This window comes from Bartonella sp. AP331QHHD (assembly GCF_042195905.1).
In the GTDB taxonomy this organism is placed as follows: Bacteria; Pseudomonadota; Alphaproteobacteria; order Rhizobiales; family Rhizobiaceae; genus Bartonella.
In genome coordinates, this window is sequence record NZ_JBHIPG010000077.1 from 1 (window position 1) to 26,403 (window position 26,403).

At 33.5% G+C, this 26,403-nt stretch carries 33 protein-coding genes; 10 read left to right on the forward strand and 23 right to left on the reverse strand.

The window, feature by feature from the left end:
• Positions 1–165 precede the first annotated feature (165 nt).
• Positions 166–489, reverse strand: a complete 324-nt coding sequence (locus tag ACFIMS_RS08440; protein WP_375696650.1) for a type IV secretion system protein VirB3 — start codon at positions 487–489, stop codon at positions 166–168.
• A gap of 19 nt (positions 490–508) precedes the next feature.
• Positions 509–859 carry a TrbC/VirB2 family protein gene (locus ACFIMS_RS08445; RefSeq protein ID WP_375634874.1) on the reverse strand — a complete coding sequence of 117 codons (351 nt, stop codon included), beginning with the start codon at positions 857–859 and terminating at the stop codon, positions 509–511.
• A gap of 308 nt (positions 860–1,167) precedes the next feature.
• Between ACFIMS_RS08445 and ACFIMS_RS08450 the strand changes: the two genes are divergently transcribed.
• From ACFIMS_RS08450 to ACFIMS_RS08465, 4 genes are all read left to right on the forward strand, one after another.
• Entirely contained in the window at positions 1,168–1,323 is a 156-nt protein-coding gene (locus ACFIMS_RS08450) for a hypothetical protein (protein WP_375696629.1), read from the forward strand.
• Positions 1,324–1,795: 472 nt separating this feature from the next.
• On the forward strand, positions 1,796–3,166 hold the full coding sequence (repC, locus tag ACFIMS_RS08455) for a replication initiation protein RepC (RefSeq protein ID WP_375696630.1): 1,371 nt from the start codon (positions 1,796–1,798) through the stop codon (positions 3,164–3,166).
• Between the two features lie 31 nt (positions 3,167–3,197).
• Positions 3,198–3,536: a hypothetical protein gene (locus ACFIMS_RS08460; RefSeq protein WP_375696631.1), complete on the forward strand. Its 339-nt coding sequence runs from the start codon at positions 3,198–3,200 to the stop codon at positions 3,534–3,536.
• Positions 3,537–4,112: 576 nt separating this feature from the next.
• Positions 4,113–4,805: a 4'-phosphopantetheinyl transferase superfamily protein gene (locus ACFIMS_RS08465; protein ID WP_375696632.1), complete on the forward strand. Its 693-nt coding sequence runs from the start codon at positions 4,113–4,115 to the stop codon at positions 4,803–4,805.
• 23 nt (positions 4,806–4,828) lie between these two features.
• On the opposite strand, the gene ACFIMS_RS08470 is transcribed toward ACFIMS_RS08465, so the two are convergent.
• The 12 genes from ACFIMS_RS08470 to ACFIMS_RS08525 all read right to left on the reverse strand — a co-directional run bounded on the left by ACFIMS_RS08470 (position 4,829) and on the right by ACFIMS_RS08525 (position 13,405).
• The gene (locus ACFIMS_RS08470; RefSeq protein ID WP_375696633.1) at positions 4,829–5,278 is read right to left on the reverse strand and encodes a hypothetical protein; all 450 of its coding nucleotides are present in this window, start codon (positions 5,276–5,278) and stop codon (positions 4,829–4,831) included.
• Positions 5,279–5,358: 80 nt separating this feature from the next.
• Complete coding sequence (locus ACFIMS_RS08475; protein WP_375696634.1) at positions 5,359–5,736, reverse strand: hypothetical protein; 378 nt, start codon at positions 5,734–5,736, stop codon at positions 5,359–5,361.
• Positions 5,729–6,148, reverse strand: a complete 420-nt coding sequence (locus ACFIMS_RS08480) for an EVE domain-containing protein (RefSeq protein WP_375696635.1) — start codon at positions 6,146–6,148, stop codon at positions 5,729–5,731. Before ACFIMS_RS08480 ends, ACFIMS_RS08475 begins: the two co-directional genes overlap by 8 nt.
• A 1-nt stretch (position 6,149) precedes the next feature.
• Positions 6,150–6,605: a hypothetical protein gene (locus ACFIMS_RS08485; RefSeq protein WP_375696636.1), complete on the reverse strand. Its 456-nt coding sequence runs from the start codon at positions 6,603–6,605 to the stop codon at positions 6,150–6,152.
• Entirely contained in the window at positions 6,595–7,242 is a 648-nt protein-coding gene (locus tag ACFIMS_RS08490; protein WP_375696637.1) for a hypothetical protein, read from the reverse strand. Before ACFIMS_RS08490 ends, ACFIMS_RS08485 begins: the two co-directional genes overlap by 11 nt.
• A complete protein-coding gene (locus tag ACFIMS_RS08495) occupies positions 7,226–8,380 on the reverse strand; it encodes a beta-ketoacyl synthase N-terminal-like domain-containing protein (protein WP_375696638.1) in 1,155 nt (384 codons plus the stop codon). Before ACFIMS_RS08495 ends, ACFIMS_RS08490 begins: the two co-directional genes overlap by 17 nt.
• Positions 8,380–9,117: a cyclase family protein gene (locus ACFIMS_RS08500; protein WP_375696639.1), complete on the reverse strand. Its 738-nt coding sequence runs from the start codon at positions 9,115–9,117 to the stop codon at positions 8,380–8,382. Before ACFIMS_RS08500 ends, ACFIMS_RS08495 begins: the two co-directional genes overlap by 1 nt.
• Entirely contained in the window at positions 9,110–10,039 is a 930-nt protein-coding gene (locus ACFIMS_RS08505; protein ID WP_375696640.1) for a hypothetical protein, read from the reverse strand. Before ACFIMS_RS08505 ends, ACFIMS_RS08500 begins: the two co-directional genes overlap by 8 nt.
• Positions 10,024–10,464, reverse strand: coding sequence for a hypothetical protein (locus tag ACFIMS_RS08510; protein ID WP_375696642.1), 441 nt, complete (start codon positions 10,462–10,464; stop codon positions 10,024–10,026). Before ACFIMS_RS08510 ends, ACFIMS_RS08505 begins: the two co-directional genes overlap by 16 nt.
• The gene (locus tag ACFIMS_RS08515) at positions 10,457–11,182 is read right to left on the reverse strand and encodes a hypothetical protein (protein WP_375696644.1); all 726 of its coding nucleotides are present in this window, start codon (positions 11,180–11,182) and stop codon (positions 10,457–10,459) included. The genes ACFIMS_RS08510 and ACFIMS_RS08515 overlap by 8 nt, the downstream gene beginning before the upstream one ends.
• Before the next feature lie 20 nt (positions 11,183–11,202).
• Positions 11,203–12,603 carry a coproporphyrinogen-III oxidase family protein gene (locus tag ACFIMS_RS08520; protein ID WP_375696645.1) on the reverse strand — a complete coding sequence of 467 codons (1,401 nt, stop codon included), beginning with the start codon at positions 12,601–12,603 and terminating at the stop codon, positions 11,203–11,205.
• Between the two features lie 589 nt (positions 12,604–13,192).
• Positions 13,193–13,405, reverse strand: a complete 213-nt coding sequence (locus ACFIMS_RS08525) for a hypothetical protein (protein ID WP_375696652.1) — start codon at positions 13,403–13,405, stop codon at positions 13,193–13,195.
• Between the two features lie 206 nt (positions 13,406–13,611).
• Here ACFIMS_RS08525 and ACFIMS_RS08530 point away from each other — a divergent pair, with 206 nt between their 5' ends.
• Entirely contained in the window at positions 13,612–14,265 is a 654-nt protein-coding gene (locus ACFIMS_RS08530) for a recombinase family protein (RefSeq protein ID WP_375675803.1), read from the forward strand.
• 210 nt (positions 14,266–14,475) lie between these two features.
• Here ACFIMS_RS08530 and ACFIMS_RS08535 read toward each other — a convergent pair whose 3' ends face one another.
• Together ACFIMS_RS08535 and ACFIMS_RS08540 are read right to left on the reverse strand one after the other, a co-directional pair.
• Entirely contained in the window at positions 14,476–14,874 is a 399-nt protein-coding gene (locus ACFIMS_RS08535; protein WP_375675804.1) for a type II toxin-antitoxin system VapC family toxin, read from the reverse strand.
• The gene (locus ACFIMS_RS08540) at positions 14,871–15,122 is read right to left on the reverse strand and encodes an AbrB/MazE/SpoVT family DNA-binding domain-containing protein (protein WP_375630653.1); all 252 of its coding nucleotides are present in this window, start codon (positions 15,120–15,122) and stop codon (positions 14,871–14,873) included. The genes ACFIMS_RS08535 and ACFIMS_RS08540 overlap by 4 nt, the downstream gene beginning before the upstream one ends.
• 284 nt (positions 15,123–15,406) lie before the next feature.
• Here ACFIMS_RS08540 and ACFIMS_RS08545 point away from each other — a divergent pair, with 284 nt between their 5' ends.
• Together ACFIMS_RS08545 and ACFIMS_RS08550 are read left to right on the forward strand one after the other, a co-directional pair.
• Complete coding sequence (locus tag ACFIMS_RS08545) at positions 15,407–16,099, forward strand: AAA family ATPase (RefSeq protein ID WP_375622568.1); 693 nt, start codon at positions 15,407–15,409, stop codon at positions 16,097–16,099.
• Positions 16,096–16,416 carry a hypothetical protein gene (locus ACFIMS_RS08550; RefSeq protein WP_375696646.1) on the forward strand — a complete coding sequence of 107 codons (321 nt, stop codon included), beginning with the start codon at positions 16,096–16,098 and terminating at the stop codon, positions 16,414–16,416. Before ACFIMS_RS08545 ends, ACFIMS_RS08550 begins: the two co-directional genes overlap by 4 nt.
• 105 nt (positions 16,417–16,521) lie before the next feature.
• On the opposite strand, the gene ACFIMS_RS08555 is transcribed toward ACFIMS_RS08550, so the two are convergent.
• Positions 16,522–16,878, reverse strand: coding sequence for a helix-turn-helix domain-containing protein (locus tag ACFIMS_RS08555; RefSeq protein ID WP_375696647.1), 357 nt, complete (start codon positions 16,876–16,878; stop codon positions 16,522–16,524).
• A gap of 872 nt (positions 16,879–17,750) precedes the next feature.
• Here ACFIMS_RS08555 and ACFIMS_RS08560 point away from each other — a divergent pair.
• The gene (locus tag ACFIMS_RS08560) at positions 17,751–18,443 is read left to right on the forward strand and encodes a hypothetical protein (RefSeq protein ID WP_375696648.1); all 693 of its coding nucleotides are present in this window, start codon (positions 17,751–17,753) and stop codon (positions 18,441–18,443) included.
• Between the two features lie 402 nt (positions 18,444–18,845).
• The gene (locus tag ACFIMS_RS08565; RefSeq protein ID WP_375612418.1) at positions 18,846–19,022 is read left to right on the forward strand and encodes a hypothetical protein; all 177 of its coding nucleotides are present in this window, start codon (positions 18,846–18,848) and stop codon (positions 19,020–19,022) included.
• A gap of 49 nt (positions 19,023–19,071) precedes the next feature.
• On the opposite strand, the gene ACFIMS_RS08570 is transcribed toward ACFIMS_RS08565, so the two are convergent.
• The 6 genes from ACFIMS_RS08570 to ACFIMS_RS08595 all read right to left on the reverse strand — a co-directional run bounded on the left by ACFIMS_RS08570 (position 19,072) and on the right by ACFIMS_RS08595 (position 23,120).
• The gene (locus tag ACFIMS_RS08570; RefSeq protein WP_005864567.1) at positions 19,072–19,359 is read right to left on the reverse strand and encodes a HigA family addiction module antitoxin; all 288 of its coding nucleotides are present in this window, start codon (positions 19,357–19,359) and stop codon (positions 19,072–19,074) included.
• 17 nt (positions 19,360–19,376) lie between these two features.
• The gene (locus tag ACFIMS_RS08575) at positions 19,377–19,655 is read right to left on the reverse strand and encodes a type II toxin-antitoxin system RelE/ParE family toxin (protein ID WP_012755126.1); all 279 of its coding nucleotides are present in this window, start codon (positions 19,653–19,655) and stop codon (positions 19,377–19,379) included.
• Between the two features lie 235 nt (positions 19,656–19,890).
• Positions 19,891–20,346: a replication protein RepA gene (locus tag ACFIMS_RS08580; RefSeq protein ID WP_375696651.1), complete on the reverse strand. Its 456-nt coding sequence runs from the start codon at positions 20,344–20,346 to the stop codon at positions 19,891–19,893.
• Positions 20,347–20,721: 375 nt separating this feature from the next.
• A complete protein-coding gene (traG, locus tag ACFIMS_RS08585; RefSeq protein WP_375634845.1) occupies positions 20,722–22,635 on the reverse strand; it encodes a Ti-type conjugative transfer system protein TraG in 1,914 nt (637 codons plus the stop codon).
• Positions 22,613–22,837 carry a conjugal transfer protein TraD gene (locus tag ACFIMS_RS08590; RefSeq protein WP_375634843.1) on the reverse strand — a complete coding sequence of 75 codons (225 nt, stop codon included), beginning with the start codon at positions 22,835–22,837 and terminating at the stop codon, positions 22,613–22,615. The genes traG and ACFIMS_RS08590 overlap by 23 nt, the downstream gene beginning before the upstream one ends.
• A 52-nt stretch (positions 22,838–22,889) precedes the next feature.
• Complete coding sequence (locus tag ACFIMS_RS08595; protein WP_012755122.1) at positions 22,890–23,120, reverse strand: TraC family protein; 231 nt, start codon at positions 23,118–23,120, stop codon at positions 22,890–22,892.
• A gap of 208 nt (positions 23,121–23,328) precedes the next feature.
• Here ACFIMS_RS08595 and traA point away from each other — a divergent pair.
• A partial coding sequence (gene traA / locus ACFIMS_RS08600; protein WP_375696649.1) for a Ti-type conjugative transfer relaxase TraA occupies positions 23,329–26,403 on the forward strand: 3,075 nt, incomplete at its 3' end.

Consider the following 26,403-nt stretch of genomic DNA (forward strand, 5'->3'; position numbering starts at 1 on the left):
GCACATTCAGATCAATAATATCCGCTGTCTCAAAGTTAATCCCTTCAAGTTTAATAACGCTCATGAGAGCGCGTGAATCCAACGCAATGATATGCTTGTTAACATGGCGCACGTAAGGGATAATCGCCTCTGGCTGCTTTTCACGTTTGCATTGAGCAGCATTCATTATAATTCCTCATAATTACGAATTAATCGTAATGGAGAAATACTTCCCCCACCCCATAGACTAGAGTTTCTGGCAAAAATAGATGTCTTTTGCCATGTCAGAAGAATACGAAATTTATTATGGTCATGCTTTAGGATTTCCTTGAATATGAAATGCATGGCAATACCAATGGTTACAAGAAAAATATTGCCTGTCATAATGAACAACATCATCGTTCCCATCGCATTTAATCCCATAGCTTCCACCGTCACGCCCGCAATCATTGCAGGGCGTGTGCAAGCAAGAAATAACGTATCTTCTGTTAGCTTGTCGTGCTCTTTCATGGCTTTGAAAGGCTGGAGTTTAACTGGAAAACATTGCTGCGATTTGTGGTGCACCAAAGATAATGCCGATGCCAATACAAACAAAGAAAGCTTTACGCATTTCAACATAACCAGCAATCCATGCAATCCCAATACCGGCAATCGCAATGGTCGCTATTGATTTTGCAATTGGTCCTGTTAAAGCTTCAATTATTTTTTGAAGAGCACTTTCAATTTTTCCGAAGCCGCCTGCGGCAAATGCTGGTTCACTCAGTGCGATGAAGGCAATAAACAGCATCAATGCTGCTGTTAACCATTTCTTTTGTGTGTTTGGTAGAGTAGTTTTTGGTAAGATGTGTTCACAACTGAATGAATTATTCATGTTTTTCATGAAAACCCCCCACGCTATTTTAAAGTTGAAAATTAAATTAATAGTTAAAATATTAATCTACTTTATAAATTGAAAAAATTATTTTTTCTACTATAAAATTAAAAATATTTAATCTTTTCTTAGCTAATAGATAAAAAATACAGTAATATTCAAAATGATACTTTTAAAATGCTTTTGATCAGTGCTTAAATATCTTATATTAATTTATATTATTATTTTTTGATACTTTTATTTCAGTCAACATAATGAAAATTCTTTTTTTAAAGCACAAGAAAAGACAATAGAAAAACCTGCTTTAAAAGCACAAAATGTTTTATGGTCGCGCAAATTTCAACAACCATAAGATTGGCAAAGAGATCACGGAAGCTATATTTCCATTGACCATTATTGATAAAACGTTCTCTCAAGCGCTACTGAAAAATCAAGGCAATATTCCACTACGAACTTTATCAGAAAAAAGTTAATCATCATACACAAAGTCCTTGGTGGACAATTCTTGCAAAGAAAAATTGTTGTGTTTAATTTTTTTACTCGTATAGGCTGTTTTTACAGCGCTATATAAGAACGCATTTCCTTAGTTATATGTCATTTCGCTTTGCTGTTGTTGTAGGTTGTATTAGGTTGTATTGCCATAAAAACAGTTGTTTGAAAGCTTTACCATATTGAAAATCTTTTTTTTTTAATATAGCTTTGACCTTGACATGCTTTTTTCGAGCTATGAGTCGTTTCAAATAGAGGGAAATATAATGGCAAAAAAATAAAAACCCAACTGCGTTAACAGAAGGGTTTCTAAAAATGTCTCATATCTAAGACGATAAATTAAATTCAAAAAGTAACTCCTAATTTAATTTATCATGATGCATTCTGCAAGAGAAATTTTGTAGAAAAGAGATTTTTTTACATTTTTTTGCCTCCAATAGAGAGGTTTTAAAAAAGATGGTTAATAAAGTTTTCGGAAGAAAGTTAAGTGCACATCATATAGAATATAGAAAATTAGCCGAAACTGCTGAAATGGGGTCTGTAAATCGTGGTCAATTGATTGGTTTGGTTAATCAATTAGAATTGGCTGAGTTTATTAAAGAAATAGAAGCAAAACTTCTTTTGACTTTGTTAAAGACAGCTCCAAGAGAGTCATTTGAAAAAGGCGGGATTCCTATCGTTTTCAAAAGCAATAAACGACTAAGTTATGAAATTAAACGAAGTGAATCGCGTATTAGTTTTTTGCTTTCACGTCTTTATGATTATGGTTTCATTGTTATGCGGGATTCGGGCAATTTTAAACGCTACCCTATTTATAAGGATACCGATATCGTAACTGCTTGTGGGATTGACTTGCGTATTCTGGTTGCTCGATACTACGAACTTAAGCAAAAAATAAATCCAATACTAGAAGCGCATAAAAGGCAAGAAGAAGCTGTGAAATGCTTTAAAGGCTTGGTAAGGCAAATTAGATCTTCTTATGCTTTAATTGAGGCGACACCGTTTGCTTCTATGTTGTTTTCTAGAGTGCAAAAAATTATCGATATTATTGGTCGTCCGGCTAAAGCTTCGGTGGAAAAACTGCACAAAGCAATACGTCTTTTTGAAGGGATTTTAGAAAGATTTTTTACGCAAAAAACACCAAAAACAAGATACACGTATTGTGCTGACAAGATACACATAGAATATACAACCCCTAACCTAATTAGTAATTGTAACAAAAACGAAAGTTCAAATTTTCATGAAAACAATCAAAACGTCGAAATAACCGATAACGATACAAAAATTGCTCATGAAAAAATAGAGAAAGGCAAAACTGAGAACACATTACCTTCAAAAGACAGCAAATTGCTTCAAATCAAACCAGAATTTTTAACGCAAGCTTTGCCTAATGTTGCTATGTTTGTGAAACATGGGCTGCAATCTGAAAGGGATTTAATCGGGTCTATGGAGTTTTTAGCTACAATGAAAGGGATTTCTTTTCATGCCGTGGAAGACGCTAAAAAAACTATGGGAATTAAAAAAGCTGCTCTAGCCATTGCTATCATTTTCGAAAAACATTGCAAAGAACTCGTGAAATCATCTGGGGGATATCTACGCGGTATGATTGCTAAAGAAAATCGAGGAGAACTCTATCTAGAACGTTCTTTCTATGCATTGCTGAATGATGCTTATAAGGAAAAATTGAACTATTTGCGTATGCAAAAAACAGAAAAAGACGATCTAACAAAATCAAATGATCAAAAAAGTTCTTTGTTTAAATCGGAATTGAATGAAGTTCTTAAAACTTTGAAAATGCCAATAAATTCAAAGAAATTTGCATCATAAGTTTGATAAATAATAACCAATGGAGAAGAAAGTGTCTGAAGAAACAGAAGATATGTTGGCAATATATAAGCCATCATCTGATATGACAGCATTGTTTAGCATTGTGCCATCTTTGTTCTTAATGATTCACACAATAAATAATACTGAAGCAATCAAGGCAGTGTGGTTTTCTGTTAAAGGAAAAAACAAAAAGGACATAACATTAACCATTTCAGATTTATACACTGAAAGAAAGCTTTTTAATTTTTCTTTTAGTGATGAGGATGATTTTCAAAAAATAGTGAACGTATTTTCAATTAAATTAAGTGACCCAAAATCGGATTTCAAATACGAATTTGGTATATACAAAGACCACTTTAAACTTAACTAATCATTGCTATGAAGACTATAATTAAAATGGAGAAAGAGATTTACTATAACAACCCTGCGGGGGAAATTATGTAGGGACTCTCCCTCCAAAAAAAAGATATATATGAGATATTTTCACTTAGCAATTACTTTTTTAAGCTTGTGAATAAATTAATATAAAAAGCTTCGTTATAAGTATTTTATTGGATTAGAAATCTATACCAATAGCTTTAGCTTGCATATTTTTGTAAATAAGGCAATCCGTTTTTACGAAGCTTTGGTAGATTATGTCCCCTATTGATTAGGTCATATTGCTTAGGATCAGAAACAATCATTACATGATCTTTAATAACAGCTATTTCCGCTAATAGCTGTTTTGAAATATTAATCTAATGATTAAATCTGATCAATCAGATTTCCTATTTTATCATTGATCATTTTTTTGATAGACGTGGTTTTTAAAATATACATATTGATCCAGATAGGCTTTTAAGTTACAAAATTAGAGATAATTAATTGCTATTGGTAATGATGGTGATTGTAGAAACTAGAAATATTATTTTAAGAACAAGTAGAAATAAAAGAAGGTGTTTTTTAATTGAATTGGTTTTTACAAGCTCCTCTGTGTAAATCTTGTCTAATAGAAACACGTTTTGCGAATTTGAATTCAAAAATAAAACTTTGGCATGCCACGTTTCAATCTTCATACATTTCTCAGTTATCTCCAGTAATGGAGATGACAATAAAGCAAGCAAATCTACAATATGCTTCTAACAAACGGAAAGCGGAATTTATAGCTGGACGTCAACTTATGATGCAAGCTTTTGATACAGACCTTCCATTTAAAAAGTTAAAGTCTGGTGCCCCACAAATACCTGCTGGTTACAACGCTTCTTTATCTCATAGCAGGAACAATATCGCGCTTTTATTAGGATCAGATCAGTTTTTCTACGGTGTAGATATTGAATTTATTTTATCAACTTTAGCTTTTCAAGCTGTTCTTTCTAGAAGATCAACTAAAAAAGAATTTATTTGGCTTTGTAAACTTCCTGTAGGACAACAATTAGCGGCAGCAACTCTCTTATTTTCGGCTAAAGAAACACTTTATAAGCTTTTATATGATAAAATAGAATTAAATAATTTTTATAAAAGGTTGAGTTTAGAATCTATCTCACGTAATGGTTTTATTAGGTTTAAACAGACAACCCCCAAATATACTGTAGACAATTTGGTTGTCCAATATAAATGGTTAAAAGATTCAATTTTAACGTGGGCTATATTTCCCAGATAATTTTTAAAACAAATATACACAGTCTATAAAAGAACTTTGTTTTTAGTAAGTGCACGATGATTCATCTCAATCATTGCATCCCGAAGATGTAACTTAATTTTTGATCCAATAATCATTCCAAATAAAGGAGAGAGTAAGCCAGACATCGTCACAGTATGACGAATTGTATTATTTGAAGCATCAGTTTTTTTTGAACAAATATACTCATGATTGAAAATCATACGCGTAAGAGGAAGTTTAGCATAATCAGAAAAACAAACGTTTTTTACAACTTTATTAAGCGTAAAGGTTACTGTTGGTCCTTTTTTAGGTTTCATACGTCCTACAGTTCCTTCTTTGAAAGTACCGGAAAGCTTTACCCACTCAAGTTCGTGGTCCCAGCAAGGCCATGTTTCTACATCTTCCCACATAGCCCAAATCTGCTCAGCACTTGCTTCTGTTTTAATTTCTTCACTATATGTCCATTTAAACATTAAAATTCTCTTCTTCATAAAAAATTATTCAGATATACTAAAAGGTAATATAAACTCAAAGGAAATAAATATGTTTTTATTTATTTCATAAAGGTTTCATAAAGGAAATTTGGTAATCTTTTTCTCAGTGCTTCTACAATTTCTAGTTTGTATATACGCCTATAACATATACATAAATTATTTTTTTCATCATATTCCCAGAATCCAGATTGAATTAATTTTCCATACTTGTCTTTAGCACAAATAAAAATACGTTGTCCTCGCTTTCTTCTTGTAATAATCAAATATTCCAATCCATCTAAACCTGATAAACTTAGTGAAACCTTATAAGGGGTAAGTTGATGCCAATCTATCGTTTTAGACCATGCTTTAACCAAATGGGGCCACTCAAGCTTTTTAAAAAAATCTTTTTTGGATACTTGGTCAAAAATAACAAAAATAGAAGAATAGCTAACCATCAAAAATCCCCATTGCTTCACGAATTAGTAATGCATCGCAAGCTGTAATTTCAAAAAAACCTCGTCGTGCTAGCATTCCCCAATGTGGATTAGTGAGAAGTACAAGGCCTTTAATACTTTTTAATACAACAGGTTGTGCTTGTTTATTAAAAGTAACATCTTTTCTAAAAGGTCTGAAATCAGGAGTTTGCTCTACTTGATAAATGTGATTATCTTTAAAGACACATTGAAATTCTATCGTTTGAAGAATTTTTCCTGTACCCATTTCACTACGTGGGCAGTAAATGAAAACTTCATCTCCCTTGGATGTTTTTCGAAGTGGTCCAGCTTTACCATGACAGACTTGAAGAAATCCAAATTCAGCAGCAAGATATGCATGAGCTTGAGAAATTACCGCTATCCAATGTTTCATTTTACATTAACTCTTTCACAAAACAGGCAATGTTTTCTACACTAACTGAAATATCTCTTTTAAATTTATTTAACAACAAAGGTGGGCATTTCTCATCGTTAAAAGTACAAATACAAACCGAGTGAATTAACTCTATAAATTGCTGTTTAGTTGTCGGTGATAATGTGTGGTTGAAAGAAATTAAACCAAAATGAGTCATGGCTGTTGTAGTAAAATGTATGTTTTCAATAAAAGATGTTACACAAACAGCAATCGGATTAGGAGAAGATTTTGGGATTACTAAAAAGTCTTTTCCAAGAGATAGGCCATTTTCTAGTGCGCTTGTTCCTAAAAGAGATATATCCCATCGTTGCCAACCATCTAGCTCACACCAAACTTGCCATATTTTAGATGCATAAGACATAGGAAGTTGAATACGAGAATCAAAAATACATGAAGAAATAGTTTTATTTGACATAATCATAAAGCTCTCGATGAAAAGATAAAGTTTTTATAATTTCTGACTTTGTAGCTTGAGATGAAATTAAACTGAAAGCTCCGAAAGCGATAGTTCTTTTAATTTCAAGAGCATTTGTGCCAATATATTTAGGTAAGCACTCAAACGTTCCTATGATAAGATTTCCATATTTTTGTCCAAATGAATTTTTTAAAAACAATTCATTTACAGAAGCTATTTGTATATCAATATCTGTTGTAGCTAATGTCAAAGCTTCAGCTCTATTATTATACTCAATAGTAAGATATCCTTGTAAACTTGCTGGAAACCAAGCTGTTGCAATATAATTTGTAACTCCTTGAAGCATTATATTTTGATCTTTACACATAATTTCAGAAACGTAATCCCAATTTGCATAGCGATTAAGAATCAACAAAGGTGTATTATGTGGATCTCCTCCTTGTTGCTCTAAATATTCTGATAAATTAAAGTATTCCCATAAGCTTCCTGCAAGCCGATTGCTAAAGGATAGTTTTGATCTTTGCCTTCTTGAAATAAGCGATTCAACCTCTGAAAGTGATAATATTTTTTTGTTTTTTTGATAGCAAAACATGATCATACTATTTTTCTTGAGATAACAACTAAAAGTTTTTATCATGAAATTTTTCCATAATTACTGCAGCATGAATTCCAGAAAATCCACTAGCTGTTTTCAAAACAATATTAAGATCTGATAAATGAGATTGTATACGCGGTGGAACTTCTGGGTAAGCATCAACAGGTAATAAGTTAGCTGTTGGTGGTACCATCCTAGACATCATCATTTTCCAAGTTAAAGCAATTTCAATTATGTTAGCTCCACCTAGAGCGTGTCCATGATTTGCCTTGAAGGCGGTTATCATTGGTAAGTTATAACCAATAATATCTCGCAACGCTTGATATTCAGCTTGATCATTTTGTTTTGTTCCAGAAGCATGCAAATTAATATGATCAATTAAATTTCCTGTTATACCAGCATCTAATAAAGCTTGCTTAATACTTTCTCGAATAGAACGCCCATCTGTTTCTATATCTGTCATATGAAAAGCGCTTGATACGCATCCATATCCTGTAATACAAGGAACTGAATATTGGGGAACTGTTGTTGTAACTAGTATGGCTCCTCCACCATCAGCAAAGAGAAATCCATCTCTATCTTTACAAAATGGTCGAGAGGGGCTTGAAGTTATTGAATGGTTATAAGCACAAGTTGCATTAATTTTATTAAAAGCTTCTAAAGCTAAAGGAGTTAGAGCAAAATCTACAGATATAATTAAACCTGTCTTTGCATCTATCTGAGCCATAATTTTTTTTGCTAATCCTACTGCTTGAATACCGGAACAACAACCGGTTGGGATACATACAAAGCGCGTATTTTTTCCCCACACAGATGTTGTATGAAAATATTTTTCAAGGGATGCAAAATCTAAAAAATTCGTAGTTAAAGGGATATCTTTATAAATATTGCTTTCAACTTCAGCAAGATTTCCAACAGCAGTAGCAAAAAAAATAATATCTACTGTTTCAGTAATATTTAGTGAAGAGATTAATTTTTTTATAAATTGAGAAAAAAGAGGAGCGTATTCATGTATTTTAGAAGCGCTTCCTTCCACAGTTTCAGCAACAAAATAAAATTTCTCATTTATTTCTGCTTTTGAGTATGCAACTTGTCCTTGAAGAAGTTTTTGCCAAATTTCTTCTAATGTAGTCCCTAAAGGTCCTACGGCAGCTGCAGATGTAATATATAATTGTGTCATTATTCTATGATTCTTGCTACTGCACGCGCCCACGCAGCTCCACAAGGGAGTTTTATAGGCAGCGCAATAAAGTCAATGAGTTTTGCTGTTTCAAAATCTTTTAAATTAGCTAATCGTTCGATTTGGTAATAAGGTTTTGTTCGTCCAAGAACATGTGCAGGCCAAAGTACACTAGGATCTTTACAACTTTCATAGGCTTTGCACATAACTGCGAACGGCGGATCAACACTAAAAGCATCGGTACCTATTAATGTGTAACCTCTATCGAGAGCAGCCTCTATATATGGAACAGAAATACCTTTAAAGTCTGTAAAATAACTTGTATCTCCGTAACGTTCATATGCTCCTGTAATAAAGAAAACAGCTGTGGCATGATCTTTATATTTATCTAATCTATCTATATAAAGTTTCCAATTGATACATACTTCCGTTCCAGTAGTTGTTTTATCTGTAAAAACTACAGCTTTTCCTATAAATTGATTAATATCAGCTTCAACGATATTGTGACCATTTGGTGAATAGTGTAAGGGGGCATCTATATGAGTTCCTTGATGAGTTGAAAGCTTTACAAATTCTGTTGATATACCAAAACCATCCAACCAATCCTCAGGTTTTATATTAAATCCTTTGCATAAATGCGCTATCCCAGCCTTATGATCTAAAGTTTCTATATGAATAGGAACAGGTTCTCCATTTCCTGGATAAAGCACAGTTGAAATACAAGTGTAATTATTCATCAAATAACTCCAAAGGTAAATGCGGATCAACTTCATCTTTTTCATGCTTCATCAACGAGTTAGAAGAAAGTTCTGTATGACCAAATGTTGCTCTTATATTAGAGATGGAAGATAAAACCCCATATTCCGTTAAAGGACAAGGAGATTTTTTTGCATCCCCCAAAGGAATGACATGAGGCAAAATACAAACTCTTTCGTATCTATTAGGATTAGCAATACCATGATGATGAATTTTAGCTCTAGTCAAATTAATACCTACAGATTTAGAAAAATCCCATAGTTCTTTTTCTGTCACTGGATCGGAAGGAATACTAGAACATCCTATAGAAATTTTATTTTTTCCGATAGGAATTCGGAAAAATGTTCGGCGTAATCCAGAAGACGATTCTTTTGACCAAAATTGACAAACGTCCATTTGAGAAGGAGAGGATAAAGTAAAGATTATATATCTAGAAGAAGTTTTAGCTGGTTTTGAAGTTACAATACTATAGGCAGAATCTTTAGATATACTTTGAGATCCACGACAATCATATATCTTATCAAATCCTTGAATCTCTGAAACAGAATGAATTTCACGTTCAATAATTTTTTCCTTTTTACTGTTCTCAATTAAATATCGGGCTAGTTGTATTTTGTCATAAACAAAAAACCGATCTGTTGATGATAATTTTGTGTTGAGAGTTTTATTATAACAATTCCATTCCACAAAAGATTGACGTGGAGCGGCAGTAGAAATTATCTCTACTTCGCGAAATTTTTTACCTATAAGTTCAAAGAAAAGTTTGCGTGGTACCAGTTCAGGAATGGAATTATCAATAAATTGAGGTGAACGAAATAGTGTCACATTTTCTTGATGATTTATAAATTTTAGAGCTATGCCAGCAGATATTCCTCCTCCAAGTACTGCTACTTTACAACACATGATACGTCTTTCGTGAGTTTTTCTAAATTTTCTCGTAATAAAGCAAACATCTTCTTAGCTAATGGTAGTGTAAATCCTTTTTTTTCTAACAGAATTTGACGACTTGCAAAAATTTCATAGGGATGTTGTTCATTGACCCACCATTTTCCTTTCAAAGATAGTATCCCCGGTGGTGGAATAAGATGCGTAACCTCAATACATCCTGTAGTATAAGTACGTTCTACCTCAACTCTATCTAATTGAGGATTATCGGCATCAAAATAAAGGATAAAATGTTGATATGTCGGATTTTCTGATATTATTTGCACATTATGAACGCGTTCTAGTGTGGACAACCAATTATCAATAGACCAAATTTTATCCAATATATTTTCTTTTAAAGAAGTTTTTTGTCGCGTTAAAAAGGATACACAAATCTCAGCCATTTTTTTCTCCGTTTGCATAATGAACCCATGTCTTTAAAGCGGTTTGAATATGACTACGAATAAGTGTAATAGCTTTTTCAATTACTGTCTGTTTGTCCAAAGAAAAACCATGAAAACTAATAAGACGCGTGCAATCTTTTCCCAAAGATTGAAAGCGCCACCCTCCTTTATGGCAAGTAAAACCATCTGGAGGGATAGGTTGGGCAAAATCAATTATTGCTAAAGATTTGTTAATGTAACGCAATGATTTTACAAAATAAGAAGGTTCTGAATTTATCCCTTCAATATGCATGGTAAAACTTTGCAATTGCCCATCATCATACTCTGGAATAATTTGGTTAACATGTGGGATAATCTGGGGCCATTTCTTATAATTAGCAATATAAGAAAAAACTGTATCAAAGTCACAACGTATTATGGCACTGCTTTGTAAAACAAAAGGCATATCTATAAAAAGCCAATTATCTCTATTTTGCACAAGGTATGAGGATAAATCATTAATTGTTTTTACATTTTCTTCTTTTAAACTAGCTTTTGATAAAGCCAAAGATGAAACAACATCAATAACTGTCATAATTTCCTGACTATCAAGTCCTAATACTGAGCGGATAGCACTTGTTTCACAAAGTTTTTCATTATGTTTCTCTGTAATACCTAACTCGAAGAAAATATTAGCAATGTCACGTTTAACTTGTTGTAATTTTGCTTCAAAATTCATGCTTATAAATTCCTGTTTTCTTAAACACGAGCTAACCAAAAATCTTTTTTAGCTGCACCTATATCAATCATGTGGTTATTCATAGCCCATGAACTTTGTTGTTGTTTTAATGCTTGAGAATTTTCCCACATACTGTCATCAAAAAATTCAAGCATCATATTCTGCAACCAATTTTTTCCCGTTTCTGTTGCAACAAAATATTCTCCCACATCAATTAAAAGGTTATCTTTTATTAAAACGTCAAAAATATCTTTAAAATCTTCTAAACAGTTGCTTTTCCATATTTGTTGATAATGCTTCTTATCTATTTGATAATAAAGAAGATTAAAAATTATATAACGTTGCTTACTTAATTTAAGAGATAAAGGTATTCCCGCTGTTGTGAAAGTATTTTTTCCAGCTAAAACAGCGTTATTGTATTTTTCTATATCTTTGGAGATTCCAGTTCGACGCTGATTAATAAAGCTGTAAGCACCGGGACCAATTCCTAGAGCGTCAACACATTCTTTCATAGTCCAATGATTATACTTAGATTCATAGCTAGGTAAGGCATAATGTTCATACATATAATTGTTCATACCTACATCAGATGCAAATCGGCGGATCATTTGTTGCATTTCTTTTACGTCCATACTTTCAGGTTCTGCAACAGGAGGAACTTTACCAGCTTTAATTAAGGAATGTTGTTGAGTTCCAGGGGTAATACGGTATAAATATGTTGTTAGGTGTTTTATATTTAAATCATAAAGTACTTTAAAATCTTTTTCCCAGTGTTGAGTTGTATGGCTAGGCATATTATACATCATGTCTAGTTGTATATTTTCAACACCAGCTTCTTGTAGCATTTTAATAACATCAATAGTTTGTTGAGCTTTATGTGGAGCGCCTATCACTTTAAGTACTTCTGGCTGAAAAGACTGAGCTCCAAGAGAAATACGATTAATTAATGAGCTTGCAATAAAAACAGCTTTATCTTTAGTAATGTCGGAAGCATTGCCTTCTAGGGTAATTTCACAATCGTGTGATAAAGAAAATTCTTGGCTCAGAGTTGATAATATTCTATCAAGCTGTGAAACTTCAAGGAGAGATCCAGTCCCTCCTCCTATGTAAATAGCTCTTAATAGAGCATTTTTCCAGCGGTACATTTTAGCATGTTTTTTTAAATCACGTATAAGAATGTCAACGTAATTTTCTAAAATGAAGGACGACTTTTTATTCTTTACAGGAAGTAAAGAAACAAAATATGGGCAGGCTTTACAACGAACACGGCAGTATGGAATAGACAAATACATTACAAAATTAGAACAATTTTTATCTAACTCTAATGAATTAAGAACTTCTACTTCAGAGGAATATCCTGATACATCATACATATCAGGTGGATAAAGAATAAAAGGCATATAACAACGATTTTTATACATGATACCCCCCCAATGAAATTTTTAATCATGTGTCATTATAGCATGACAAATAAAAAGTGTATGAATCTTCTATTGCAAAAAATATTTAAAAACAAGTTATAAATATTTTAAAATGTTATTATCAATATTTTTTCTTGTTTAGCTGAGTTAGAAAAAGCTAGTATTATTGCTAAACAAAATCATAGAGCTCTTGGTATTGTATCAATCAAAATTTTGTTTTTAACGGCATGCATGTTCTTTTCATAAACGATACTAGATTGAAAAATAGAGATATGGGGACCTAATTTTAACTATGTTGAAATTTTTATTTTTTTTAATAGTTGCATCTTGACTCATTGTGTATGTCGTGAGTCTGTTTCAATAGAGGGAAAAACAATTATGATTAATAAAGTTTCTGGAAAAAAGTTAGGTGCGCATTACATAGAGTATAGAGAATTAGCAGAAAGTGTCCAGATTGGCTCAGTCAGTCGCGGTCAATTGATTGGGTTAAACATAAGTGCGAACTTCTTCTTGAGTTATTAGTCAAGCCAACCAAAGCTTCTGTTGAAAAATCGCAGAAAATTGTACACCTTTTTGAATGGATTTTAAATTAAATGATTCGCAATCGCATTTCAAATACGAATTTTGCATATAAAAAGACTACTTTAAACTTAGCTAACCATTCCCATGTTGCTTTGTTATCACCAGCGTGATCTGCTGCTTCTGATCCAGAAAGATAGATACTCTCTAAGTCTAAACCGCTAGCTCGCAATTCCTCGCGTTCAGCATCCGTCATATAACTCTTGGGTAATTTCTTTTTCATAGGAAATTCCTTTCTGTAATCTATCTTGAAATGTTAATCTAATGGTTAGATCTGGTCTATCAACGTTCCTATTTTATCATTGATCATTTTGATTATTCTATCAAAAAAAATGATCATTTTTTATGAACGAAAATTGTATATTTAATTCCTATTTTTTCTATGCAATAATATATCAGTTTTAATCAAAAATAACCTTTTTACTGAAAATGCCAAAATTTTATGCTTATTTACGTGTTTCTCGTGATGGACAAGATACAGAAAATCAAAAATTTGGATTGTTAGAATACGCGAATAAAAATGGCTTTGCACCACTTCATATTGAAGAAGAAATTGCAAGTAGAGGAAAAGATTGGCGCAAGCGTAAGCTTGGTGTTTTAATTAAAAAAGCAGAACGAGGAGATGTATTATTAACTCCTGAATTTTCTCGTATAGCTGGTTCTTCTCTTGCTGTCCTAGAAATTCTCAAAGCCGCTAGTGAACGTGGTTTAATTTTTCACGTGACGAAACAAAATCTTATCATGGACGGTAGTTTACAAAGCGATATCATCGCAACTGTATTAGGTATGGTAGCACAGATTGAGAGACATTTAATTCAAACACGTACAAAAGAAGCGTTAAATGTTGCTCGTCAACGAGGAATAAAACTTGGCCGGCCAAAAGGAAGTAAAGCTACGCAATTAAAGCTGGACAATCACATTGATGAAATTCAAGCATTTATAAATGTTGGTTTATCACAGAGCCGTATTGCTAAGACATTAGGAGTTAGTGTGAACACCTTACGTTTATTTATTGAACGTAAAAACATCAAGCTTACAAAAATAAAGCCTATCATTACCATGCCAAGAACATTGGAAAATTAAGATAAACTGCGCCAAGTTGATAGTTCTTTTCCATGACGTGATGCATTGAAGTATGTTTATTATTTACATACAAAATACGTACTAAATAAATAATATTTATTTAGTAAATAAGAAATATTTTAATATCTGTAATCACTATGTGTTCAACAAAAGGTGGTGTTGGAAAATCCATATCTATAGCTTATTCTTTTATAGGTATTAGCTCACTCATTAAGAAAGGAGTTTTACTGATTTCCCGTTTTTCTTTAACAGGTCGATTGCTAATTTATCAAACGAAACAAATATCTCGCCACCTAGCCAATTACCTTCATAAGCTATAATTCCATCAGCAAAATCACCACCAGCCTCTAGAATAGCAAGCCCTGCTTCAACAGCTGGTCTATTCATTACTATATTACTGGTTGCTAGCAGATCGCGTAACATTCCAACTACATCTTCTTTTGATAGTCTTGCACCTCGTCGAAGTATCCAAACAAGTTCGCATAGACAAGGTAGAGAAATAGCTATGAGAGAAGCTTCTCTTAAAATCTTACTTGCTACCTCCCCTTGCTTTTTATCATCTTGTAAAACAGCACGAGCTAGAACATTTGTATCTACAGAAATCTTCATTTTTTCCCAGCCCAACTAGAAGCTGTAATTTCGTTCATTTCTTCAATGGTTAGAGGTTTTTTTAGTTTTCCAGAAAATCGTCCAATAAAGCTCTCAATAGTGCTTGTAGGCTGTGACGCTTTTATACGAAGTTCACCACCTGGTAACTTATCAAAGTTAATCTTCTCACCTGGTTTAACACCAAGGTGCTGTAGTAAATCCCGCTTTAGCGTAATTTGTCCTTTTGCTGTAACTGTTAATGAAGACATAAAAAATTCCTCTTACTATATAATTATCTAATATATATAAAAGTAATGTAAAAATCAATTACTCACAAGAAACGAAATTGTGAAATAAACTCGTTTGCATACTGGAATGTGCACACCTGATTATACCTGATTTGAAATTAACAAGATATAAATATTTATTACGTATTTTGTACGTAAATAATAAATATTTACAAAATAAATAATAATTATTTATAATTTTAATAAATACGTAATAAATAAATGTTATTTATTTAATGTTTATTCATTGAATAAGGAATATCTTAATGCCTGTAATTACTATGTGTTCAACAAAAGGTGGTGTTGGAAAATCCACAATGGCATTAGTATTAGCTAATGTTTTTGCTAAAGCCGGATCTAAGGTGAAATTAATTGATGCAGACCCAAATCAACCACTTGTGACATGGATGAAAAGATCTGTAGATACAATGCCCCAAAATATAGAAGTTTCTGGAAATATTACAGAACAGAATATTGTTTCTTGCATTGATGATGCTGTAGAACAGTTTCCATTTGTTATTGTTGATCTTGAAGGTTCTGCTAATCTTGCGGCTTCTTTTGCTATAGGGAGAGCAGATTTAGTTTTGGTTCCTATGAGAAAAAAACAACTTGATGGAGATCAGATAGGAAAGATCATTGCTTTAATAAAACAACAGAGTCAGTTTTTTAAAAGAGAAATACCTTTTCGTATCGTATTTTCTATGACTAATACCTTAAACAGTCGCGAAGGACAGCATATAGAGAAAACGTTAGAAAAGGCTAATCTTCCTATTTTACCTGCTTCATTAACTGAAAGAGGAGCTTTTAGTGCTCTTTTTCAGATAGGGGGGTCTCTCTTTGATTTAGCATCTTCTGATGTGAATAATCCTCAAGCAGCACAAGAAAATGCAACGGTTTTTGCTAACGCTGTTGTGAAGGTATTGGATAATGAAAATTTATTAAAGGACAAAGTAGCATGACAAAAAGAGCTGAAATTGTATTACCGGATCTTGAAAATTTACAACCGTTTACAAAAGCACAAAAAGTAGATGAACAAGAATTAGGTAAGATAGGTCAAAATAACGGTTTTACAACACGTCATAGTGTAGAAACAAAACGTGGTAGTGGACGTAGAAGACGTAGTTTAAAAACAGCACGATTAACACTTGCACTTGAACCAGAAGTAAGAGACAGTTTTTGGTCTTTAGCGGATAAACTTAATGAAGATGGTGGTGATTTCCTTAATCGTCTTATTGAAAATTACGTAAATAACAATTACACACAAAATAAACGATGATTATTTATTATTTACGTACAAAATACGTAATAAATATTTATAATTAAAATGCTTATTTATAAACAACTTAAAGCAGCATGTGCTATAATTTTAAAAGTATTCATTTTATTCAGAAAACAAACATAAAACTGCTTTCTGTTTTTTAGGATTAAGTTTTCTAAAACCTTTTAAAAGGAAATATTCTTCTTTACTGGAAATTTCTTCATCATAATGGTACGGAATATTTCTTTTTTGTGAAATATTGGTATAAAAAAAGGAGATATGAACATCTAGTATGTTAGCGATTTCCTGCAAACGCCCAGCTCCTACACGATTTGAGCCGTTTTCATATTTTTGGATTTGTTGGAAGCTTACTCCTAATTTTTTTCCTAATTCTGTCTGAGAAATTCCCATGTACTTTCTTCTATAGCGAATTTTTTCTCCTACAGAAACGTCATTTAAATGTGGAGTTTTTTTTTGCACTTTAAATTCCCCCCTACCGGGTGCGAGCGCCCTCGCATTGGTATTCCGGGAGTTAAAAGTACTGAATTATAGTCAGCTTTTTGCTTTTAGTGCTGAAAAGCACCTGGACATAACAAAAACTCCCGGAACTCCGGGAAGCCCAACATAGTGAGCTAATTCTAACGCTATAATTTAAGGCTTTTAATCCCTTGTTGATTGTTGCGTATGCAATCAACACATTGATTAATTCATAGAAGAATTTCAGAAGATTGACAATAAAAATAGTTTTTATTTACAAACTTTATTTTTTAATGAGAGGCTATCCGCCTCTCAAACTCTCTGGAACGCTCACCAAAATCATGACATCAGACCCGCGTTTAATGAGAGGACTAACAATCCTTGGTTCTTAGTGTCAAGGAAACCATTACATGGCGCCTAACGGCGTCCTTGACAAAGAACCTACGGCTTGTTTTGTCCTTCTCACGCGGCTCCAAAATCATGATTAGAAGGGAGAGCTTTTAGGGGCATATACTACAAAAGAAAGAGATAAAAATTATAAGCTATTTTATGAGATAAATATTTGAAAATATTATAAAAAATTGAAAAAAAAGACAAAAAATAGTTGACAAAAAATCGGTATTTTGCTATATTAATACTTAAGTGATCAAAACACTAAGCCGTAAGAAAACAGATGACAAAAAATCTTTTCTTGCTTTCAGAAACTGACTGTCTTTTATGCTTTTATTAGCATATATAGTGATTTTGTCGGGTGTGGTTATGCCATACAACACCCTTTTAGGGAAAAGCATAACAACGGACTTACGGCCGTGTTTTGAACGCCCGACGCCTTATAGGGTGTCAATTCAAAACTTTTAAACCGTAAGGAGTTCATTATGAACGCTATCTCCAAAAAATATGAATTTATTGATGATTGTGAATATATCGATGGTCATTTCTTAACTCGAATTAGAGCCTTAAGAGATTTTGATGATGTCAAGGCTGGTGATCTTGGTGGTTATATTGAAAAGGAAANCAAGGCTGGTGATCTTGGTGGTTATATTGAAAAGGAAAGCAACTTATCTCATGAGGGAAATTGCTGGGTTTACGATAAAGCACGCGTTTTTCAAAATGCAAGGGTTTATGAAAATGGTAAAGCGAAAAGCTTTTTTGTAGACGTTTATGGTGATGCCCAAATTTATGGCAATGCTATTTTTGAAGGCATGACAATAAATGATTATTGTGAGGTTTATGGCAACGCCCATATTCAAAACGCTGTTGTAATTGAAGGTAATGCAAAAATTTATGATAACGCCTCTGTAAGTGGACATGCTCATATTTCTGATTCATCTGTTATTTGTGATAATGCTCATGTCGGTGGCAATGCAAAAATAAGTGATGGTGCTTATATTTGTGATTATTCCTATGTCGTTGATGATGCCGTGGTTTGTGGTGCTTATGTATCTGGCGATTCTTGTATTCATAGCGCCGCCTCTTTAACTGAATATGATCAAATTCATGATGAGGCAATTCCAAGATTTGGTAGTGATGATGATTATTTTCGTGATGAGTATGAGGATGTTGCGTAAATAAAATAGCAGGTGCGGGGGGCGCCTGCTTTTTAAAAATAAAGAAACCGTATGTTACATTAAGCACTAAAAAATCATAAAATTGAAATAATTATCTATATAGGTATATAAACAATCGTGAATAAAATAAAACGTATCATGTAGCCATAAAGCGTTTTATAGATAAAAATATTGGAGGGGGTAATGGACACTCTATCTACTAATAAATTAAATAAAAAAGAGAAAAATCCAAATTCCAAACAATCAATTTTAATAACTATAATACGTAGAGTGTTTTCTATCGTTTATAAAATATTACATAAGATATTGAAAACGTGCCTTTTTTTCCTTTTCCTTTTTCTTTTGCTTATTCGTAAACCGGTTATTATTTTAACAGAGTTTATAGCAGGGGGGAGTTTGCTGGTGCTATTTATTTTTTTTACTGGATATGTAGCGGGCTCTGCACCTTTTGAACACCAAACAGCAATGGTCATTGGTTATATAGTTTTGATATTTCTAAGTTTAGCTGTCAATTGGGGGTACGATACGCTCCTATTACGGTTAGCTCCTCCCGGTTCTGATCTTATGCTTTTCAAGTAAAAGCTTATTAGAGAATGTTCATCAAGCTCTCCAATACGATAGAATGGTACTAACAAGAGCTAGTACAAAGAGGATGTATTTTAGGTTGTTTCTGTTTTAAAGCTTGCGCTAAATCATAATTTGTTTGCATAGCTAGCCAAGCACGTGCAGTACTCACACCAGCCATTTCAAGCCTAATAGCGAGATTGGGACTAATAGCAGCTTTCCCATTTAAAACCCTAGAAAAAGCTACACGAGACATACCAAGCCGTTCAGCTGTTTCGGTAACAGATAAACCAAGCTCTACGATTACATCTTCACGCAAGAGTTCTCCAGGATGTGGAGGGTTTTTCATCATTTTTTATCTCTCCTTATTCAATGATAATCTAGATAATCAACTAATTCGATATCTATACCAACAAAACGGAATATTACACGCCAATTTCCATTTACAGTAATTGACCAATACCCCTTAAGATCACCTTTTAGAGGATGCAATCGAAAGGACGGATAGTTCAAATCATTTGGTGATATAGCTACATCAAGAGCACCTAGAATACGTCTTAACTTTTGAGTATGAGCAGACTGAATTCCTTTTGTAGTACCAGTAGTGTAGAAGGCTTCAAGCCCTTTATGTTTAAATCCCAAAATCATGTTTCACTGTAATGTGTATCGTTATAAAATACAAGAAGAAATTGTTCAGTTAAGCCACCAATGTTACCATTATTGGTAACATTGTGAAGCGTAACTACTATGCTTTTATTAATTTTTTATTCTCTCTTCTGTATCTGTATATTTTAAGCATCAAAAATGCCTGCTAAAGCAGATTTTGAATTGATGAGGGTGTTGTAGCCTCTTATTTTATGGATAAATGGAGCTAATTATTTTTTCATCTAAGATAATCTTCAAGATCTATTTGATTACTAATGTCCATTTCTAAAGGTTTTCTATTCTCATATACACCTTGAATGCCGGCTGCTTTCATGCGATTTTTTAAGTTCTTTCTAAGAGCTATTTTGTGGATTTTAGCACTACCTTTCCAACCAAGGTTTGGGTTGAGACGGTAGGATCTGTTAATACCAATACGAGGACCTTCCAAAAGAAGATCCATAGCTATTAGTCTTTTTACGCTTCGATTAAAGTGATGTCTGGTAATACCAACTTTTTTAGCCAATTCCGTTTGATTGACGACTAATAGATTTTCGAAATCAAGACGAGAAGCCAGAATGAAAAACACCTTGAGATCATATCCGTTTAAATTACTTTTCGCTATTATAGCCATCGGATGTTGAGGCATTGCAATCCATTCCTTTTCAAATCCATTTTTGCTTTTTAGGTACAACACAAACAACAAAATCGTCCATAACCTTCCCTATTTTACAATCTATTTGGTATATTTTTTTATCCACGTAGTTAAAAAATCAAATGTTTTTTTCATACTATAAGGTGCTGTTTAAGCACCCCTAAAAGCTCCCCTTCTAATCATGATTTCGGAGCCGCGTGAGATGGACGAAACAAGACGTTAGGTTCTTTGTCAAGGACGCCGTTAGGCGCCACGTAGTGGCTTCCTTGACACTAAGAACCAAGACTTGTTAGTCCTCTCATTAAAAGCGGATCTGATGTCATGATTTTGGTGAGCGTACGGAGAGTTTGAGAGGCGGATAGCCTCTCATTTTATTGATTATGGACGAACGAAGTGAGTTCTATTTAGGAGATATTATTATTTAGGGGCAAATCTATTTTTGTTAGCAAGAGCCCTTAAATCCTTTCTTCTGAAATATATAGCACGTCCGCAACGAATAGGGGGCTGCCCTTGCATTAGAATGATCTGTTCGTCTTTTCGCATTTCTTGGGTAATTTCATGAGGATAAATTAAAGGTCTCTGCTGGGTGTTTACATTTTCTGTTCCTCTTGTATGGAATGCTCCTTGAGGTTTTCTTGAATTTTTCACTTCAACAGTCATTTTACCGCATGCCTTTGATATATTTTCAGCCGTTTTAATATCTTTAATAGCGGCATAACTTACAAAAGCACAACTTTCAAACCATGCCATAGCACCTGATGAACCAAAGTGACGTTCAATTTGTCCTACAGATTGGTAAAAGAGCATGAGAGATATTCCATACTTACGCCCACGGTCACGAGCTTCTTCTAAGATGTTCATATATCCTAACAGATCAATCTCATCTAAAACAAAGAGGACTCTTTTTGCATAATTACCATTAGCAGCTTCCATAGCTTTGAGAAGAGAACCGACAAGAATGCGTCCCACACCAGGGTAAGATTTTAGAATTTTGGACGGAATATTCAAAAAGATATCGATATTTCCTTTTGCGATATCAGTTGTTTTAAAGTCGTCACCACTTATAAGGTCGGCATAATTATCAAGGGAAAGCCATTGGGTATCTTTAGAAGCAGTAGCATAAACACCAGAGAAAGTTTGCGGTGCCATATTGGTAAAGACCCCAAGGGTTTCACGGATAAATTGCGATGAAGAACTTGATTGTATTGATTGCAATTTTCCAATAACCGATGGTTCTGGTTCCGATACAATCATACGAAGTGTTTTTAAGTTTTTTGCCTCTAACTTGTACTCATCAGAAAAGACGATATGTGCAAGTAGTCCTGTTAATAAATTATGTGCGTGTGATACAAAGAATTGATCGGTTGAAGTTGATTTATGGTTTTCGGAAAGAAGGAGTCTAGCAATTTCAACTAAACCCGCTTCCCTTTCATAGGCTGGAATGCTTTCATCTAATAACCAATCTAAAGGATTAAAAGTTTTTGTTGAAGTTCCATGAGGAGAAATAACATGTACGGTATTTTTGTTTAATTTTTGTCGTGCTTCTTCAACGATTGGAGCGATTTCAGTTGAAGGATCAAAAACGATCAGTGGACCGGAATATTTGAGACAAGTTGGAATAACATTGCTGGTTGTTTTATAACCACCAGAACCAGCAAAAAATAACATATGAGTTGAATCAAAATCAAGTTTGTATGTTAACAATGGCTGGCTACCACCTTTCCCCCATGTTGTTTTGTCTTTGGGATTAAATTGGACATCTTTAACAACATCTTCGTCGACTCTATAGCGCTCTCCTATAACTACTTCACCATCACTTGGAAAGATCATTTCAAGTTGTTTTATATTCATCCATTGAGCGCTGCCGAAAATCGTATTTTTTAATTTTTTCAAAGGTGATGTTTTTGGCAATGATAGATTCATCGTGAAACCAAGGATAATAATACCAATGATTGAACCGCTCAAAACCATCCTATCAAAGAAAGGAAAAACATCAGCCCATGTCATGTTATTTTGTCCTACATAAGGACTTAGTCTTATATATTCATTTATACTGTAGTAGGCAGCAAAAAGACAAAAGGAGATTAATGATGCTATGGTGATATTTTTTCTTATATGTCTTTTTTGTAATAGAATAAATGAAGAACATGAAAGTGCAATAAGGACGAGAATATCGAGAGGTTTTGAACGAACAAACCAATAAGCATCTTGGGTAGTACCATTTTCTGTAATTTCATTTATTGTTATATTTACAAGAAAAAGAATTATGATTGAAAAGAGGAAAGGGCATATTAAAAATATGATTTGTTTACGATCTAGGTTGTTTATCATTTTGACCCCGCGTATCAGCAAAAGCATGCTGTCCTATTTTTTGTAAATTTTTATATTCATTTGAATTTGTATCAAGTTTTGCAGCATGAATTAAACATCCTAAAATAAAAGACTTATCAGCATTTTTAAGACCAGCCTTTACGACAAGACCGCCTAGAATAATTTTTTCACGTGCATCTTTACGTCTTATTTCATCACTCAAAAATCTCCTCCTTTTTTCAATGCGTCTTAGTGATTTTATAGAGTTACCAAGATTATTCAGTTTTTTGCTGTTCTTTTTGAAATCGGTCTTTAATCTCCTCGAAAATATTTTTCCATTGATCGTTTGTTATATTTAATTCTGTTAATCCCGCTTCTGCTGCTAATAGTGCAATTTTTTCTCCTTCTTGTTTTTTAGCAGCTTTAATTCTTTCAAGAAGTTTTTTACTTTTTTCTTCCAGAGCTTTTTTTTCTTCCATAAGTTTTTCTAAAGATTTACGTGACATTTCAAACTCTCTTTTATTTTTTAATATTTATTTTTACTTAACAGAATAAATCTCCAATAACAATACTTAATAGTGCGCATTTATGCGCTCCTGAAAATGTCTTTTTTTCAAAAGATTTTTGAAGGCGCAATTATACGTTTTAAAGTAAAACGTTTTATGCTATAGATTATTTCTGTGAAATAAACACAATTTTTGGTAATTGTATCTTATGGCGAGTACGCATTTACAAGCTAAAATTATTGGTGCTGGAAAATCAGCAATTTCGGCTGCTGCCTATCGTCATAGGACAAGGATGTTTGATGAGTTAGAAGGATCTCATACGCATAGATATGATAAAGATAGGGACCTTGTACATTCAGAAATGAATATTCCAGAAGGTTCTCCAAAATGGATTACACAACAACTCAGTTATTTTGATACAAATGATAAAAAAAGTGAATGGCTGTGGAACACTGTGCAAAATAGTGAGCGCGTGAATGGACAGTTAGCAAGAGAAATAGTTATAGCGTTGCCATTAGAGTTATCACGAGATCAAAATATTTCTCTTGTACGAGACTTTGTAAAAGAAAACTTTGCATCACGTGGACTTGTTTCTGATTGTGTTTATCATGACAAGGAAGGAAATCCACATGTGCATATTATGCATACTTTACGTCCCGTTGTAGAGAATGGTTTTGGTCCCAAAAAAATAGCTGTCTTAAATGAAGATGGAACAGTAAAAAAATCTCTTGTTACTATTCGTGATAGACAAGGGAATGCTATAAGAAAAGAAGAGCGTATAGTTTATGAAACCGTCATAGGTCATAAAGATGCATTGAAGGATTTACGCAACTCATGGGGTGAGATTGCAACGATGCATCTTGCACTTGCAGGTCATGATATAAAAGTAGATATGCGTTCTTACAAAGAGCGTGGTTTATCTATAGAGCCAACCATTCATTTGGGTCAATCTGCTCATGCAATGAGTAAAAAAGGACTTGCTAGCAATGCGGTACAAGCTAATGAAAAAATAAAACAGAGATCTGTAGAGAAAATTAAAGAAAACCCTAATGAAGTATTGAAGTTGATTTCATTTGAGAAGTCGACATTTAATCGTGGTGATCTTGCTAAGATCATTAATCGATATGTTGATAATTCAAATGACTTTAATGATATTATGGTGCGTTTAGAACAAAGCAATAACCTGATTAAAATTAAAGATCATTCCAATCCTCATAAGATCATTTATTCAACAAAAGAAATATTAAAAAATGAATATGATATGGAGCGGTGTGTTGTTTCGTTGTTTCAAACGACAGGACACGGTGTAAGAGATAAACAGGTTTTAGAGGCAATAAAGTCTGTTGAGAATAAAGATAAGAGTAATAGATTTAAATTTTCAGAAGAACAAAGATTAGCCGTTCAGCATATTACAGATGATAAAGGTATTGCGGCGGTTGTTGGTTATGCAGGTGCTGGAAAATCCACTCTATTGGAAGCCGCAAATATTGCGTGGGTTAATAGTGGGAAGCGTGTATTTGGAGCAGCTCTTGCGGGTAAGGCTGCGGAAGGTCTTGAAGAGTCTTCAAAGATAAAAAGTAAAACTCTTGCTGCGTGGGAATTAGCGTGGAAAAATAAGAAAGATGAATTACGGGTTGGTGATGTTTTTGTCATTGATGAAGCTGGAATGGTTTCTTCAAAACAACTTTCGCATTTTGTCCAAAAAGTTGAAAAAGCAGGCGCAAAAATTGTTCTTGTTGGTGATAATATGCAGTTGCAACCCATTGCGGCTGGAGCGGCATTTCGTGCTGTAGTTGATAATATTGGTTATGTAGAATTATCCGGTATTAGGAGACAAAAAGAAGAATGGGGGCAAGATGCATCACGACAGTTTGCACGTGGACAAGTAAAGGAAGCTTTAGATCATTATAAAAATAGAGGATTCATTCGTGAGATTAAAACGCGTGACCAAGCCATAAATACTCTTGTTAAAGATTGGATAGATACACGAAGGAAAGTAGAACAAAAATGTGAGGAAGAAGGAAAAACTTTACGGGGTGACGAATTACTTGTTCTTGCTCATACAAATGCGTCTGTAAAAAAATTAAATGAAGAAATTCGTACCGCTCTTAAAGATGCTCGTTTACTTAAATTTGAAGATAGTACAAGCGTCACAAATTTTGATACTCTTAAGGGGCGTAGGGAATTTGTTGTTGGTGACAGAATTATCTTTCTTGAAAATGCTCAATTTGAAGAAAGATATGCCCCAGAATTAGGAAAGCAAAAAGTTAAAAATGGTATGTTGGGAACTGTTTTGTCTACACAAAATGAAAGAGGAAAACCGCTTTTAAAAGTGCGTCTTGACTCTGGTAAGGAGGTTGTTTTCTCCAATCAGACTTATCAAAATATTGATCATGGATATGCGGCTACAGTTCATAAGAGTCAAGGAGTTACCGTTGATAATGTCTTTGTTTTAGCCTCTTCATCTATGGATCAACATCTCTCCTATGTTGCAATGTCTCGCCATAGGCATCAGTCACATCTTTATGTAGCCGAAGAGGATTTTAAAAGCGTTCGATTACACGAACACAAACAGGTTAAAGGTACAATCACTGGTGAACTTGTTGAGGCTGGGTATGTTTCTTTTAGTGAAACAGCCAAAACCAAAACACCTTATGCGGATATAGCAACTTTCCGTGGAATTGAACGTGTTTATGGTGTAAATCTTCCCTCTGCGATAGATGGGGCTCGTATTGAGCTTGGTGATAAGATATCACTTCGTCAAGATAAAGAAACTATTGTTGTTAATAATAAAGAAATTAAAAGAAATGTTTTTAATGTTGATTTAATAGAACGCGGTGATCCTTCTTTTGTTGATGCTATCAAGCGGTCTGATCATGCCAATACCTATGAGAAATTGGTAGCAGCTTTTTCTAGATCTGGTGTCAAGACAACCACTCTCGATTTTTCTGAATCTCCTGATTATCGGGATTATATTGCCAAATTTACAGAAAATAGAGGAATTGATGTTTCTCAAGGTTTAGGGGAAAAAATTGCTTCTTATGTTGATTGTAATAAAGAATGGTTACAAAAACAAAAAAAGAAGATTGAATCCCTTTGGGATAGAGCAAAGACAAGTTTTTCAAAACTTCAAAAAGAAGATCTCAAGGTTGAACAATCACAAAAAGAGTTGAATGTTGCATCAAAAGCAACAGAACGAGAGCCATACCTTGCTGCTTATACGGATAACTCTAATCTAGAACAGAAGGTGCTAAGCGCTCTTAGAAATAAAAAATCTTACGTT